Below are 13,854 nucleotides of genomic sequence, written 5' to 3' on the forward strand. Positions count from 1 at the left end.
CGCTACCCTTACAGCATGCCCTCTGGGGGATGCTCGCAGGGCAACTTGTCGTTGATGTAGCGCTCGATCTCCGGCAGCGAGAAGGCATCCTCCTCACCGACAAAGCTGATCGATACGCCCTTGGCACCGGCGCGTCCGGTACGGCCGATACGGTGCACGTAATCCTCGGGATCTTCCGGCAGGGTATAGTTGATCACGTGGCTGACGTCATCGATATGAATGCCGCGTCCGGCCACATCGGTCGCCACCAGCACACGGACATCCCCCTCGCGGAAACGCTCCAGAGTCTTGATCCGTTGCGACTGCGGCACATCGCCGGAGAGCATCGCCACATTGATGTCGGCCTTGCGCAGTAGGTCGTCGAGTTTACGCACCAAGTCTCGGCGATTGCCGAACACCATCACCCGGTCGAAGGTTTCCTGCTTGAGCAGGTTGATCAACAGGCGCTGCTTGTCGTCGTCGCCGACCATGTAGACGCGCTGGTCGATAGCGGCAGCGTTGTCCACCGTGACTTCGATGTCGATGTGCGAGGCTTCGTGAGTCCATTGGCTTGCCAGATTGAGGATGTCCTCGGTGAAGGTCGCCGAGAACAGGAAGGTCTGGCGCTCCTCCTTCTTGGGCGTATGGCGTATGATGCGCTTGACGTCGGGGATGAAGCCCATCGACAGCATGCGATCGGCCTCGTCGAGCACCAGTACCTCGACCTGGGTCAGATCGACATCCCGCCGTTGGTGGAAATCGAGCAGACGCCCGGGCGTGGCCACCAGGATATCCAGTGACTTACCCAGGTTGTCGCGCTGCTTCTGATAGTCCATACCCCCCACCACGCTGGCCACGTTCAGCGAAGTAAAGCGAGCCAGCGCTTTGGCGTCTTTTTCGATCTGCAGCGCCAGCTCCCGCGTTGGAGCAATGATCAAGGCGCGCGGCGCTCCTGTTTTCTGCCCGTCGGGAGCCTTTTCCTCCAGGAAATAGGCCAGGATCGAAATCAGGAAGGCGGCCGTCTTGCCGGTACCGGTCTGGGCCTTGCCGACCACGTCGCCACCCAGCAATGTCCGATTCAATGCTTCGGCCTGGATCGGCGTGCAATACTCGAACCCCAGGGCATGAATGGCACGCATCAGCGGCAATGGCAAATCGAAGTCGTGAAAACGCCACTTCCCCGCCACGGCGGGTACCTGGAATTGCCGCAGATCCCAATTGGACTGGGACTTGCGCGGTTTACGACGACGACGTTTGGGCTTGCGGTTCTGGGCCGGTGCTTGGGTCTTTTCCGACTCGCTCATAGGCTATGATTGTGTCTCGATATCAGTGAATGTGTTGCGTTGACGGCAAACGCCCGGGCATTTTCAAGCACACTATTGTACCAGTCATTGACGAAGAGGGCGCGCTCGCTGCGAACGGCGCTTCGAAGGTCATCGTCGCCCTGATAGAATGCCTGGCAAACGCATTCAGGAGTCTTGTCCCATGACGCGCAGGAAGAAGACCCGGTCTCTGGCCGACAAGGTGACGATCCGCACCGGCAAGCGCAAGGATTACCGGAAATGGCGTCACGAGAACCCCGATCAGGTCACCTCGTCGCGCCGTTTCACCGACAAGAAAGCTCAGCAGCGCAAGCTTCAGGCTGCCCGCAAGCTGGCACGCCAGCAGCAGGCCCCCACCATCGAGATTCACTCCCCGGATAATGCCCGGAACGACGACAAGGACGAATGATGCGACTGGTATCCTTCAATATCAACGGATTGCGTTCACGCCTGCATCAGCTCGAAGCATTGATCGACGCTCACCAGCCAGAGGTGATCGGCCTGCAGGAAACCAAGGTCCAGAACAGCGAGTTTCCCGAGGATGCCATCAGGGCTCTCGGCTATCAGGTCTATTATCATGGCCAGAAAGGCCACTACGGTGTCGCGCTTCTCACCCGAGATGAACCCGAAACGGTATTCTACGGCTTCCCCGACGACGGCGAAGACGCCCAACGCCGTATGATCGGCATCCGGTTGCCGTCGGCCGACGGCGAGGCCTTGACCGTGTGGAACGGCTACTTCCCACAAGGCGAGAATGTCGACCACCCTACCAAGTTTCCCCACAAGCGACACTTCTACTCACAGCTCTCGCAGCTACTGGACGCCCTGCATCGCCCGGACGAGCGTGTCGTCGTGATGGGGGATTTCAACATATCGCCCGAGGATATCGACATCGGCATCGGCGAAGCCAACCGCAAGCGTTGGCTGCGGGAGGGCAAGACCAGCTTCCAGCCGATCGAGCGCGAGTGGCTCTCGCGCATCAAGGAGTGGGGACTGAAGGACAGCTACCGACTCTGTCACCCCGAGATCGACGACCGCTTCAGTTGGTTCGACTACCGTTCCCGCGGCTTCGATCGCGATCCCAAGCGCGGGCTGCGCATCGATTACATCCTGGTTACCGAACCTCTCGGTGAACGAGTGCGTGATGCCGGTATCGATTACGAGCTGCGGGGCATGGACAAGCCCTCGGATCACGCCCCGGTGTGGACCGAGCTATCGCTCTGATCATTACCTCCGCGATGCGACGCCTGGTCCGGGATGCCAGGTGTCGCAGCGTTCTCTCCTTCGCTTTCCTTGAGGCGCTCCAACCAGGCTACAGCCTCCTCGGCACCTAGTTCATGGGCACAGCGCCAAGCCTCGAGCGCCTTCCTTTCCTCTCCCCAGGCATACGCCAACTGGCCGAGCTGCATCCAGTCCTCGCTTTCGCCGCTTCTCTGGGCGACCGCACGCCAGGCCTGCAGAGCGCGTCGTCGATCACGTGCCGCCGTCCAGGCCTGTGCCAGCAGCCGCCGATGGTCGAGGCTGTCGGCCAATTCTCCCTGGTCCAGCGCCGCTTGCAGTATCTCACCCGCTCGTGCCGGTGTACCTCCCGCAAGGTGCAAGCGGATACGCATCAGGAGATCATCGCGTCCCGACAGGGCGCCACGTCGCCAGCCAGCCTCCCACAAGGCTGCGGCTTGGCCGTGCTCTCCCAAGCGCTGGGCGAGCCCCGCTGCACGTCGCCACTGATCGGCATCCTCGGAAGCCTGTGCCAGCAGGCGATCCAATATTTGCAACGCCTGTTTGTCCTGCCCCACACGTTGATAGACCGATGCCGCCAGCGACAGATGCGCCTCGCTAGGAGCCGAATCATGCCGCATGGCACGTTCGACCCATGGCACGGCCTCCTCCCAGTGCGACAAGGCGACTTGGGCCTGGGCCATCAACCACAGGTCGGCCGCCTCCGCATCGCTGTGCTCTGCCAACCACCTGCCTAGCAATTCACTCCCCTCTTGCGTCTGCCCGTCACGCAGTCGCAGGCGAGCTTCCTGACGCAACCAGCGGGCCCGGTGCTCGGTATCGATATCCGCCATGCCTCGCGCGTCGCGCAACCAGTCGGCCGCTTGCGCATATCGGCCTTCCTGAGCCACCGCTGTCGCCGCCAGTTGCAGGTACAGTGCCCGTGCCCAACGGTCGGCGGCATTGCCTCCCTCGAGTCTCTGCGCCTGAACCTGGGCTTTTTCAGCGACGCCCGCTGCCTCTCCCGCCGCAAGACGCTGCTGAAGCGTTTCCAGGTCCCGCACCATGTCACTCGACAAGGGCGGTGCCGCATACCCGGTCGTACACCAGGCCCAGACACCGACCAGCACACAAGCGAGACGCCACCGCGCAATCCGTCGTATATCGCTCATGGCTCACCTCAACTGAAATTCCAGCCGCTGACGCGCCCGTCTCGGCTGCCCCGCGGGGAACTCCCAGCGGGCGATCGCCTGACGCGCCGCACGGTCGAAGACATTGCGTGGTCGGGCCTCCACGATCTCGATCGAATTCGCCTCGACACGACCATCGGCACCGATCGTAAAGTGGACCTCAACGTAGCCTTCCAGGCCCCGCCGTTGTGCTCGGGCGGGATATTCCGGCGGCACGCGTCGAGTCGGTCGTGGCGATGACTCGATTCCCTCGGCTACCCGCGCTCCATCCACGCGGGCCGATGTCGCGGCCTGCGAGTCCGTTGCCTCCGCCGGTTCGCTGTCTTGTGCCAGCGACTCAGCGGGCTGTGATGCCTCGACCGGTTCGGCCTTGGGTTCGGGCCGCGGTTCCGGTTGTGGCTCTGGCTGAGGTTGCGGCTCCGGCTCGGGACGCACCTCGCTGATCTCCGGCAGAACCGTATCCAGCTCCACCTCAGGAGTCTCCAAGGCCGGCATCTCGGGTTCCGGCAAGGCAATGGCACTGTCGAAGGTCGGTGCCGGCATCGGGGCCGGAGGTGGCGACGCCGTCTGCGGCGGTGGTGGTGGCAACGCCTCCGCGGGAGCCGACGTTTCCTGTTCCGTCGATTCCGGCACATCGGTCATTGCCATCGACATCGTCACCTCGACGATCTCGCGCTCCTCTTCCGGAGGAGCGACCAGCAGCGCCAACAGAAGAAACAGCAGCAGCGCCAGCAAGACACCGCCTAACGCCGCCACGACAACACGCATCAGGGCCCTCCTCGACGGGCCGCCACGGCAACATTGTCGACGCCGGCTTCACGAATACGGTCCATGACCTCGATCAGCAGGCCTGTAGTAGAGGCACGATCAGCTTGGATGACTACCCCTCCCTGGCCGCTCACCAGGCTCGCAACCTCGCTACCGACCCGATGGATATCCACCGGCCGCCCATCGACCCAGACCGCGTTCTCGGGCGTGATCGCTACCATCACTTGGGCATCGGGGCGCGGCGACGCTGCCGAGGACTCGGGTCGTTCGACATCCACGCCACTTTCCTTGATGAAGCTGGTAGTGACGATGAAGAAGATCAACATGATGAAGACCACGTCCAGCATCGGTGTCAGATTGACTTCGTGGGCCTCGCCATGATCAGCACTCAGCCGGCGTCTACGCATGAGTTTCCTCCGCGGCGCGAGCCATTCGGTCATGCAATTTCTGATCCTCGCGCCGAATGAGTTGTTCGAGTCGTGTGGTGAACAGCAGCCCCGCCACCGCCACCGCCATGCCAACCAGCGTCGGCAAGGTGGCACGCGCCACGCCATCGGCCATTGCCCGAGCCTGGCTGACCTCACTGAGTGCCAGGCTATCGAAGACACTGATCATGCCGGTGACCGTGCCAAGCAAACCCAGCAAGGGGCAGACGCCTACCAGCAACTTCAACCAGGGCAAGGTGCGACGCAGCCGTGCCAGGAGCGCCTGGGTCCAGACTTCGCGCAGGGTCAGCGCACTCCAGCTTGTGTGATCGCGCCGTGCAACCCAGCGTCGGATCAGGGCACGCCTGGCGCGACGGTGAGTGAAACGGAAGTACCACCAACGCTCGAGCGCCATGGCAAACAACACTGCGGCCACCACGCCGATCACCACCAGCACGACCCCACCGGCATCGACCAGCCGAGCCAGGGGATCAAGCCAGAGCGGAATCATGGACACGCTGCTCCGACGTCTTGCGCTGGGCTTCCAGATGTTCGGCCAGCGCCGCGCTGGCACGCCCTTCCACCACCCCCACCAAGTGACGGCTGCGGCTGGCCAATGCCGTGTGAGCAAACAGCAGCGGTACGGCCGTGATCAGCCCAAGCACGGTGGTCACCAGGGCTTGACTGATCCCCCCCGCCATCAACTGGGGATCGCCGGTGCCGAATACCGTGATAGACTGGAAGGTCACTATCATGCCAGTCACGGTACCCAGCAGGCCGAGCAGGGGTGCCACGGCCGCCAGCAACTTGACCAGTGGCTGGCCACGCTCGAGGCGCGGCTGTTCGGCCAGTAGAGCCTCATCGAGACGCGCCTCCAGCGCTTCGGGAGCGTGATCGCTGCCCAAGGCCTGGAAGCGGGCCAGCACCCTTCCCAACGGGTTGTCGTCACGCAGGATATCGAGATCGCGAATCTGACGCCGCAGCATCATGCTCACGCGCAGTAGGTAGCCATACTGACCCAGCGCCACCAGCAGGCCGATCACCCCCAGCGTCACCACCACGTAACCCACTGCGCCGCCCTGATGGAAGCGCTCGGCCAGGCTCGGCTGCTGGGCCAGGGCGTCGATCACCTGGCCGTGCGTCGGATCGAAACTCACCTCATCGCCCGTTCCCTGCTGGAAAGCCTCGAGCCGTGAGGCGACGTCATGCGGCGTGCGCTCAGCCACGGCCAGCCGTTGCGCCTCGCCTTCACCGCTGCGATGCAACAGATCGCTTTCGCCGAAGGCCAGGAAGTCGCCCAGGCGAATCACCTCGCGTGGCGCGATACGTCCGGAATGATCGGCTACCGGCGCAGTGAACCGAATGGCGCGACCGCTCTCGGCGGTCAGGGTCATCAATCGATCGGCCAGCGACTCCACATGCTCGCCCTCGAGGACGGCCTGCTCGTCGAGTCGCTCGGGCAATGTCGCCCTACCGACGGTCAACCAGCTATCCGACAGTTCGTCGCGCAATTCGCCGCTATGCCGCGACACCACTGCCAGTACGCCATCGAGATCCCCACCTTGCTCACGGCGCCGTTCGTTCAGCTCTTGAAGCCGTTCGCGCTGTTGCTGCTGGCGAGCCTCGAGCGTCTCACGGCGTTCGCGGGCGGCATCCCGCTCGGCGGTAGCCGTTTCCAGCGCTTCCTCCAACGCTTCACGATCATCGACCAGTTCGGCCAGGCGCGCTCTATCCCGGGCTTCGGCGGCCTGGCGCTCGGCGCGTAGGGTTTCCACGGGGGCATCGGATGATTGGGCTTGCACTCCGGCGAACGGCCAGCACAGTAACATCCCCAGCGCCAAGTAACGCGCCACCGTCACGATACGGCTGTTCATGAGGCCTCCTCGCCTTGTTCTTCGACCACTTCCACGACTTGCGAGACCGGCAAGGACAGCAACTCCGGGGCACGCTGATCGCGCGCGATTCGCAGCCCCTTGCGCAGCTCACTCAATGCCTCGCCGTCGAGAGGGCGCCATTCGCCGTACGCCACCTTCCAGACTCCACCATGGCGACCGTCGGGGGTCAGATAGTAGAGCCCGACCCGCCCGATGCGCAGGAAGTCGACTTCCAGGGGAACTTCCCCTTCGAGCCGGCCACTCCAGGCATCCATTTCACGTCCATAGTCCAACTCGGTTCTCCAGGCCAAGAGAATCCGGTCGAGCTTGTCAGCCTGGCTCAGCTCACTGTCGCTGAGCATCGTTTCCAGGTCCGCGACTCGCGCCAGGCGCTCGTCACGCAGGAAGGGCAAATCGCTCTCGACGAATCGCTCAAGCCGTTCGACCAGTTCACGCATTACCACGGGCAGGACATCACGAGTCTCGGCAAGGGTATCCAGGGCCCGCTCCCGCGTGGCGATGGTCTCTGCCTGACGCTCGACCAGGGGTTCCAATTCGTCGTTGTAGGCATCGAGACGTCGAGTTTCTTGCCGTGCCTCTCGCAGCTCTTCAAGGCGTTGACGGGTCGCTTCGTCCGCCGCATCGATACGCGCTTGAAGCTCCGCCTGGGCCTTCTGGGCGCGCTGCGATTCATCCAGCAGTTCGTCGTCTGCCATCGCTATCGGCGCCAGACAGCACAACGCGATAGCCAGGCCCCAGCGCGGAATGGTCAGCTTGTCTTGCACCTCTTCTTCTCCAGGATGGGGTAAGCGATAGGAGTTGCACGCTATCCCAAATAATAATAATTATCAATAATGCCAACCTTCGAAGCACAAAAAACCGGCCCTCTCTCAAGGGCCGGCAATGATTCGTTACGATCGAAAAGTGGAGCCTACAGCTTCTGTTCGAGCTCAGGCAGCGCCTCAAATAGATCCGCGACGAGGCCATAGTCCGCGACCTGGAAGATCGGCGCCTCCTCGTCCTTGTTGATGGCGACGATCACCTTGGAGTCCTTCATCCCCGCCAGGTGCTGGATGGCGCCTGAGATGCCCACCGCGATGTACAGCTCCGGCGCGACGATCTTGCCGGTCTGGCCGACCTGCATGTCGTTGGGCACGAAGCCGGCGTCAACCGCCGCCCGCGAGGCGCCGATCGCCGCGCCCAGCTTGTCGGCGATGCCCTCGAGCAGCTGGAAGTTCTCGCCGCTGCCCATGCCGCGCCCGCCGGAGATCACCACCCGCGCCGCGCCCAGCTCGGGCCGCTCGCTCTGCGCCAGCTCCTCGCCGACGAACGCTGACAGGGCGTTGTCGACCACCGTGTCGACGGCCTCGATGGGCGCACTATTGCCTTCCGCCACCGCCTCGAAGGCCGAGGTGCGCACGGTGATCACCTTGAGGGGATCGGCGCTCTGCACCGTGGCGATGGCGTTGCCGGCGTAGATCGGGCGCCGGAAGGTGTCGACGCTCTCGACGCCGATGACGTCGGAGAGCTGGCTGACGCCCTTCAACGCGGCCAGCCGCGGCAGCACGTTCTTGCCGGTGGTGGAGGCGGGGGCTAGCACATGGCTGTAGTCATCGGCCAGCGCGGCCAGCAGCGCGCCCAACGGCTCGGCGAGCTGGTGGGCGTAGACGGCGTTGTCGGCCACCCGCACGCGGGTGATGCCGTCGAGCTTGGTGGCGGCCTCGGCCACGGCCGCGACATTCTCTCCCGCAACCAGCACGTCGATGTCGCCACCGATCTGTTGCGCCGCGGCCACGACATGGGCGGTGGCGGGACTGAGCTGCCCGTCGTGATGTTCGGCAAGGACCAGAATGCTCATGAAATCACCTTGGCTTCGTTCTTGAGTTTGTCGACGAGCTCATCGACGGAGCCCACCTTGATGCCCCCTTGGCGTTCGGCCGGCGGCTCGACCTTGAGCAGCGTGACCTTGGAGGCCACCTCGACGCCCAGTTCCGCCGGCGTCTTGGTTGCCAGTGGCTTCTTCTTGGCCTTCATGATGTCGGGCAGCTTGGCGTAGCGCGGCTCGTTGAGGCGCAGGTCGGTGGTGACGATGGCCGGCAGGCTCAGTTCGACGGTCTGCAAGCCGCCGTCGATCTCGCGGGTGACCCGCAGCTTGTCGCCTTCCACCTTCACCTCGGAAGCGAAGGTGCCCTGGGGCAGCCCGGTCAGCGCGGCGAGCATCTGGCCGGTCTGGTTGTTGTCGGTGTCGATGGCCTGCTTGCCGAGGATCACCAGTTGCGGCTGCTCCTCGTCGACGACCTTCTGCAGCAGCTTGGCCACGGCCAGCGACTCGACCTTCTCATCGGTCTCGACATGGATGGCACGATCGGCGCCCAGCGCCAGCGCCGTGCGCAACTGCTCCTGGGCGGCCTTGGGGCCGACGGTGACCGCGACCACCTCGCTGGCCACGCCGCGTTCCTTGAGACGTACCGCCTCTTCCACGGCGATCTCGCAGAACGGGTTCATGGCCATCTTGACGTTGGTAAGGTCGACGTCGCTATTGTCCGGCTTGACCCGGATCTTGACGTTGTAGTCGATGACGCGTTTGACCGCGACCAGTACTTTCATGGTGTCCTCGCTAGGTTCTTGTCGGGAACCGTTCGGTTGGGCTTAGAACAAGCAAACATGCCCTTATCGCAAAATCATCCAAGCGTTTGATAGGCTTAGGCTTTCAAGACAGGCGTTAATCTGCCACAGCGCCCGAGCGGCGACAATCCTCGAACCTTCCGATATGCCTATCCAACGCACATGGTCACCCATCGATACTTCCGGGTGCCATGATCGCCCTTGGTAGGGGTATCCTATTGTTCCTATTATGCATACCATGAGCAGAATCCAGAAGCAAACGACCGTTTGATTTAGTCGATGCGATACCCCCTCGGGTATCAAGCCTGCCCTGAATGGCGCACAATTGTATATCCGACTGGCACGAGAGGCATCCACGGCACCAGGTGTCGAAGATGAAGGAGACAAGATGTGGAACAGGTAGAACGCGAATTCATGGATTTCGACGTGGTCATCGTCGGTGCCGGCCCGGCCGGCCTGGCGGCGGCCTGCCGCCTGATGCAGCAGGCTCAGGACGCCGAGCGCGAGTTGACGGTGTGCGTGGTCGAGAAGGGCTCCGAGGTCGGCGCCCACATCCTCTCCGGTGCGATCCTGGACCCGCGGGCGGTTGACGAGCTGTTCCCCGACTGGGAAGAACGTGGCGCCCCTCTCGCCACGCCGGTGGTCCGCGACGAACTCTACCTGCTCAGAAATGCCGAGAAAGCCCAGAAGCTGCCCAATGCCCTGGTTCCCAAACCGATGCACAACATTGGCGGCGAACGAAACCGCTACGTGATCAGTGCCGGCAACCTGTGCCGCTGGCTGGCCGAACAGGCCGAGGAACTCGGCGTGGAGATCTTCCCCGGCTTCGCCGCCCAAGAGGTGCTGTTCGGGGAAGACGGTACCGTCAGGGGCATCATCACCGGCGACATGGGCGTCGGTGCCGACGGCCAGCCCAAGGACGGCCATATGCCGGGCATGGAGCTGCGCGCCAAGTACACCCTGTTCGCCGAAGGCGCCCGCGGCCACCTCGGCAAGCGGCTGATCAGCGAGTTCCAGCTTGACGAGGGCCGCGACCCGCAGCACTACGGCATCGGTCTCAAGGAGTTGTGGGACGTGCCGGCCGACAAACACGAGCCGGGCCTGGTGCTGCACGGTGCCGGCTGGCCGTTGCAAGGCAACGCCCACGGCGGCTGGTTCCTCTACCACGCCGACAACCAACAAGTGGTGGTCGGCCTGATCGTCGACCTCTCCTACCAGAACCCCTGGTTGTCGCCGTTCGACGAATTCCAGCGCATGAAGCATCATCCTTTGCTTAAGCAGTATCTGGAGGGCGGTTCGCGCGTGGCCTACGGCGCCCGGGCCATCACCAAGGGCGGGCTGAACTGTCTGCCCAGGATGACCTTCCCAGGGGGCCTGCTGATCGGCTGCGATGCCGGCACCCTGAACTTCGCCAAGATCAAGGGCCTGCACACCGCCATGAAGTCCGGCATGGTGGCCGCCGAAAGCGTCTTCGAGGCCATCGCCCAAGGCGACGAGGGCGGTAACGAACTTACCGCGTTCACCACCAAGTGGGAGCAGAGCTGGGCCTACCGGGAGCTCGACGAGAGTCGCAGTTTCGGCCCGGCAATCCACAAATACGGCACCGTGCTCGGCGGCGCCTACAACTTCCTCGATCAACTGCTGGGCGGCAAGTTGCCCACCCTGCATGACACCACGCCGGATCATGCCGCCCTGATGCCGGCCGCCGAATGCCAGAAGATCGACTACCCCAAGCCGGATGGCAAGCTGTCGTTCGACAAGCCCTCTTCGGTGTTCCTGTCCAACACCAACCACGAGGAGGATCAGCCCTGCCATCTCAAGCTCACGGACCCCGAGCTGCCGATCCGCGATAACCTGCCTGAATACGACGAGCCGGCACAGCGCTATTGCCCGGTGGGCGTCTACGAGGTGGTCGAGGACGAGGATGGCAAGCCGCGTTTCCAGATCAACTTCCAGAACTGCATCCACTGCAAGACCTGCGACATCAAGGATCCGGCCCAGAACATCACCTGGGTGGCACCGGAGGGCGGTGGCGGACCGAACTATCCCAACATGTAACTGGAAGCTGGAAGCTGGAAGCTGGAAGCTGGAAGCTGGAAGCTGGAAGCTGGAAGCTGGAAGCTGGAAGCTGGAAGCTGGAAGCTGGAAGGCAGCATCTTGCCACCAGAAGCTAGCTTCAAGGGTTTTTCTTCAAGCTTCCAGGCGCGGAGCGCCGCTCTTCTAGCTTATGACTTCCAGGCGCGCAGCGCCGCTCTTCAAGCTTCCGGCTTGGATAGCGCCTGCTGCAGCGCCGCCACCACCCGTTCCTGCTGCTCCGGCGCGAGATAGGGGTACATCGGCAGGCTGAGAATCTGCTCGCAGACCGCCTCGGCCACGGGCAGTTGGCACTCGGCATTGGCCACGGCAGGTTGGCGATGCAACGGCAACGGGTAGTGAACGGCCGAGGGAATCCCGGCCTGGCTCAGGGCCTGCTGCACGCGATCGCGCTGTGGCACCCGAATGCTGTATTGGGCGAAGACACTGGTGTTGTGGTCGATGATCCGGGGCGTCGTGGTGATGCCCCCCTCATGCAGCAGGCGGTCGTAACGCGCCGCCACCTGTTGGCGCAACGCCAGCTCCTCATCGAAAATTTCCAGCTTGGCCAGCAGAATGGCGGCCTGCAGCGTGTCCAACCGGCTATTCAGTCCGAGGCATTCATGACGGTAGCGGCGTGACTCGCCGTGCCGGGCGATCCGGCGCATCGTGACTGCCAGGTCGGCATCATCGGTGAACAACGCCCCGCCGTCACCATAGGCACCCAGCGGCTTGCTGGGAAAGAAGCTGGTACAGGCAACCCGGCTGATGCCTCCCGAGCGGCGCCCATGCTGGGTCGCGCCAAAGCTCTGGGCGGCATCCTCGATCACCGTCAGGCCATGGCGTGCGGCGACCGCTTCAATCGCCGTGAAATCGGCACACTGTCCGAACAACGACACCGCCATGATGGCACGAGTACGCGATGTGATCGCCGCTTCCAATTGGGACGGGTCCAGCAGATAGCAGTCAGGATCAATGTCGACATAGACCGGCTTGGCGCCGACCAATGCCACGCTCTCGGCACTGGCGATGAAGGTGAAACCAGGCACGATGACCTCATCTCCCGGACCGATACCCAATGCCATCTGAGCAATCTGCAGGGCGTCGGTGCCGTTGGCACAGCTGATGCAGTGCGCGACGCCGACGTAGGCGGCCAGACGCTGCTCCAGCTCCTCCACCTCGGGGCCAAGCACGTAGTGGCCGTGGGCCAGAACCCGCTGCATGGCGGCATCCAGAAGCGGTCTGATGCGCGCCTGCTGGGCGGCCAGATCAATGAAGTTCATCACAGTGTCTCCTTCACGGGGTCGAAGCCAAGCCCAATGCCAGCAGCCGGGGGTGGGCCTCACCCTCCTGGGGCGCCTCCCGCTGCGCGAGACGCACAGCCTGAACGGTTTCCAGGCTGTGGCGCACCGCGTCGATGCCGAAGCCACGGCCGGCCAGGATCTCGCGATAGCTGACGACGTGCAGGTCGGTGAAGCCACCGGAGAACTCGAACTCCTCGCCGTCACAGGTGAGAGAACGGAAGGTTGGCTGCTGGCCACGTACCGACTCCGGGAGGTCCTGGGCATCGATGGAAAGGAACCAGCGTACCCTGGCCTTCTCGTACTCCAGGAAGCCAGCCACCTTGTGATCGTCGCCATAGTGCACGACGTTGCGCTGCAGTTCACCGAAGATCAGATGCAGCATGTCGAAGAAGTGCACACCGATGTCGGCTTCCACGCCGAACGACTTGCGCGGGTCACCCTTCCAGCTGGCCTGGTACCAAGGCCCGCGGGAGGTGATATAGGTCAGCTCCACCTCGTACTTGGTATCGCGCCGTTCGGCCATCACCTTGTCGCGCAGTTCATGGATGGCCGGGTGGTGACGCAGCTGCATGATGGTGTAAATGTGCCGCTCGCTTTCCGCTTCGACGAGACGCAGTTCGTCGAGTTGCTCGACGGTGGGCACCAGCGGCTTCTCGCAAATCACATCACAGCCCAACTGGAGGCCGGCGACGATGTGGGCGCTGTGCAGGTGATTGGGAGAGCAGACCACCATGTAGTCCAGTACTTGATCACCCCTCCGCTTGAGTCGCCAGATATGCTCGAGAAAGCGCTCGAACTCGGTGAAGAAGGCGCAGTCGGTCGAAATGGAGTCGATGATCCCTACCGAATCGTTGATGTCGTAGGCCGCCACCAGGGTATTGCCGGTGTCCTTGATGGCCTGCATGTGGCGAGGTGCGATATAGCCGGCCGCGCCAATCACTGCAAAGTGCTTCATGAAAGACCCCTTCCTTTGTCTCCGTACTACCGAATGCGATGAAGCAGGTGTCATGACACGCCCTGACAGGCAGCTAGTAGGGTAACGTCAGGGACTGGATACTGTCCGCCTCGCATTCGCA

At 63.1% G+C, this 13,854-nt stretch carries 14 protein-coding genes; 3 read left to right on the forward strand and 11 right to left on the reverse strand.

Features of this window, described 5'->3' with window-relative positions:
• Nucleotides 1-8: 8 nt before the first annotated feature.
• Nucleotides 9-1,283, reverse strand: coding sequence for an ATP-dependent RNA helicase RhlB (rhlB, locus tag IE093_RS02795; protein WP_189466014.1), 1,275 nt, complete (start codon nucleotides 1,281-1,283; stop codon nucleotides 9-11).
• Nucleotides 1,284-1,464: 181 nt separating this feature from the next.
• On the opposite strand from rhlB, the gene IE093_RS02800 reads away from it, so the two are divergent.
• Together IE093_RS02800 and xthA are read left to right on the forward strand one after the other, a co-directional pair.
• Entirely contained in the window at nucleotides 1,465-1,710 is a 246-nt protein-coding gene (locus IE093_RS02800; protein WP_189466016.1) for a hypothetical protein, read from the forward strand.
• A complete protein-coding gene (gene xthA, locus IE093_RS02805; protein WP_189466456.1) occupies nucleotides 1,710-2,525 on the forward strand; it encodes an exodeoxyribonuclease III in 816 nt (271 codons plus the stop codon). Before IE093_RS02800 ends, xthA begins: the two co-directional genes overlap by 1 nt.
• Here xthA and IE093_RS02810 read toward each other — a convergent pair.
• From IE093_RS02810 to IE093_RS02845, 8 genes are all read right to left on the reverse strand, one after another.
• The gene (locus tag IE093_RS02810) at nucleotides 2,492-3,691 is read right to left on the reverse strand and encodes a tetratricopeptide repeat protein (RefSeq protein WP_189466018.1); all 1,200 of its coding nucleotides are present in this window, start codon (nucleotides 3,689-3,691) and stop codon (nucleotides 2,492-2,494) included. The two genes, xthA and IE093_RS02810, sit on opposite strands and share 34 nt — an antisense overlap.
• A gap of 3 nt (nucleotides 3,692-3,694) precedes the next feature.
• Nucleotides 3,695-4,477, reverse strand: coding sequence for an energy transducer TonB (locus IE093_RS02815; RefSeq protein ID WP_189466020.1), 783 nt, complete (start codon nucleotides 4,475-4,477; stop codon nucleotides 3,695-3,697).
• Nucleotides 4,477-4,884: an ExbD/TolR family protein gene (locus IE093_RS02820; protein WP_189466022.1), complete on the reverse strand. Its 408-nt coding sequence runs from the start codon at nucleotides 4,882-4,884 to the stop codon at nucleotides 4,477-4,479. Before IE093_RS02820 ends, IE093_RS02815 begins: the two co-directional genes overlap by 1 nt.
• On the reverse strand, nucleotides 4,877-5,419 hold the full coding sequence (locus tag IE093_RS02825) for a MotA/TolQ/ExbB proton channel family protein (protein WP_189466024.1): 543 nt from the start codon (nucleotides 5,417-5,419) through the stop codon (nucleotides 4,877-4,879). The genes IE093_RS02820 and IE093_RS02825 overlap by 8 nt, the downstream gene beginning before the upstream one ends.
• A complete protein-coding gene (locus IE093_RS02830) occupies nucleotides 5,394-6,776 on the reverse strand; it encodes a MotA/TolQ/ExbB proton channel family protein (RefSeq protein ID WP_189466026.1) in 1,383 nt (460 codons plus the stop codon). The genes IE093_RS02825 and IE093_RS02830 overlap by 26 nt, the downstream gene beginning before the upstream one ends.
• Nucleotides 6,773-7,561 carry a DUF3450 domain-containing protein gene (locus IE093_RS02835; RefSeq protein ID WP_229803201.1) on the reverse strand — a complete coding sequence of 263 codons (789 nt, stop codon included), beginning with the start codon at nucleotides 7,559-7,561 and terminating at the stop codon, nucleotides 6,773-6,775. The genes IE093_RS02830 and IE093_RS02835 overlap by 4 nt, the downstream gene beginning before the upstream one ends.
• Nucleotides 7,562-7,707: 146 nt before the next feature.
• On the reverse strand, nucleotides 7,708-8,634 hold the full coding sequence (locus IE093_RS02840) for an electron transfer flavoprotein subunit alpha/FixB family protein (RefSeq protein ID WP_189466028.1): 927 nt from the start codon (nucleotides 8,632-8,634) through the stop codon (nucleotides 7,708-7,710).
• Nucleotides 8,631-9,383, reverse strand: coding sequence for an electron transfer flavoprotein subunit beta/FixA family protein (locus IE093_RS02845; RefSeq protein ID WP_189466030.1), 753 nt, complete (start codon nucleotides 9,381-9,383; stop codon nucleotides 8,631-8,633). Before IE093_RS02845 ends, IE093_RS02840 begins: the two co-directional genes overlap by 4 nt.
• 408 nt (nucleotides 9,384-9,791) lie before the next feature.
• On the opposite strand from IE093_RS02845, the gene IE093_RS02850 reads away from it, so the two are divergent.
• Nucleotides 9,792-11,459 carry an electron transfer flavoprotein-ubiquinone oxidoreductase gene (locus IE093_RS02850; RefSeq protein ID WP_189466032.1) on the forward strand — a complete coding sequence of 556 codons (1,668 nt, stop codon included), beginning with the start codon at nucleotides 9,792-9,794 and terminating at the stop codon, nucleotides 11,457-11,459.
• Nucleotides 11,460-11,656: 197 nt separating this feature from the next.
• Here the strand turns inward: IE093_RS02850 and IE093_RS02855 are convergent, their stop codons facing one another.
• Nucleotides 11,657-12,757: a DegT/DnrJ/EryC1/StrS family aminotransferase gene (locus IE093_RS02855; protein ID WP_308427189.1), complete on the reverse strand. Its 1,101-nt coding sequence runs from the start codon at nucleotides 12,755-12,757 to the stop codon at nucleotides 11,657-11,659.
• A gap of 13 nt (nucleotides 12,758-12,770) precedes the next feature.
• A complete protein-coding gene (locus tag IE093_RS02860) occupies nucleotides 12,771-13,733 on the reverse strand; it encodes a Gfo/Idh/MocA family protein (protein WP_189466034.1) in 963 nt (320 codons plus the stop codon).
• Nucleotides 13,734-13,854 lie beyond the last annotated feature (121 nt).

It is taken from the genome of Litchfieldella qijiaojingensis (assembly GCF_014651875.1).
GTDB lineage: Bacteria > Pseudomonadota > Gammaproteobacteria > Pseudomonadales > Halomonadaceae > Litchfieldella > Litchfieldella qijiaojingensis.

Coding starts and splice junctions, on each gene's coding strand:
- IE093_RS02800 (WP_189466016.1), top strand. CDS start 1,465: ATGACGCGCAGGAAGAAGACCCGGTCTCTGGCCGACAAGGTGACGATC.
- rhlB (WP_189466014.1), bottom strand. CDS start 1,283: ATGAGCGAGTCGGAAAAGACCCAAGCACCGGCCCAGAACCGCAAGCCC.
- IE093_RS02845 (WP_189466030.1), bottom strand. CDS start 9,383: ATGAAAGTACTGGTCGCGGTCAAACGCGTCATCGACTACAACGTCAAG.
- IE093_RS02840 (WP_189466028.1), bottom strand. CDS start 8,634: ATGAGCATTCTGGTCCTTGCCGAACATCACGACGGGCAGCTCAGTCCC.
- IE093_RS02820 (WP_189466022.1), bottom strand. CDS start 4,884: ATGCGTAGACGCCGGCTGAGTGCTGATCATGGCGAGGCCCACGAAGTC.
- IE093_RS02810 (WP_189466018.1), bottom strand. CDS start 3,691: ATGAGCGATATACGACGGATTGCGCGGTGGCGTCTCGCTTGTGTGCTG.
- IE093_RS02855 (WP_308427189.1), bottom strand. CDS start 12,757: ATGAACTTCATTGATCTGGCCGCCCAGCAGGCGCGCATCAGACCGCTT.
- IE093_RS02860 (WP_189466034.1), bottom strand. CDS start 13,733: ATGAAGCACTTTGCAGTGATTGGCGCGGCCGGCTATATCGCACCTCGC.
- IE093_RS02830 (WP_189466026.1), bottom strand. CDS start 6,776: ATGAACAGCCGTATCGTGACGGTGGCGCGTTACTTGGCGCTGGGGATG.
- IE093_RS02815 (WP_189466020.1), bottom strand. CDS start 4,477: ATGCGTGTTGTCGTGGCGGCGTTAGGCGGTGTCTTGCTGGCGCTGCTG.
- xthA (WP_189466456.1), top strand. CDS start 1,710: ATGCGACTGGTATCCTTCAATATCAACGGATTGCGTTCACGCCTGCAT.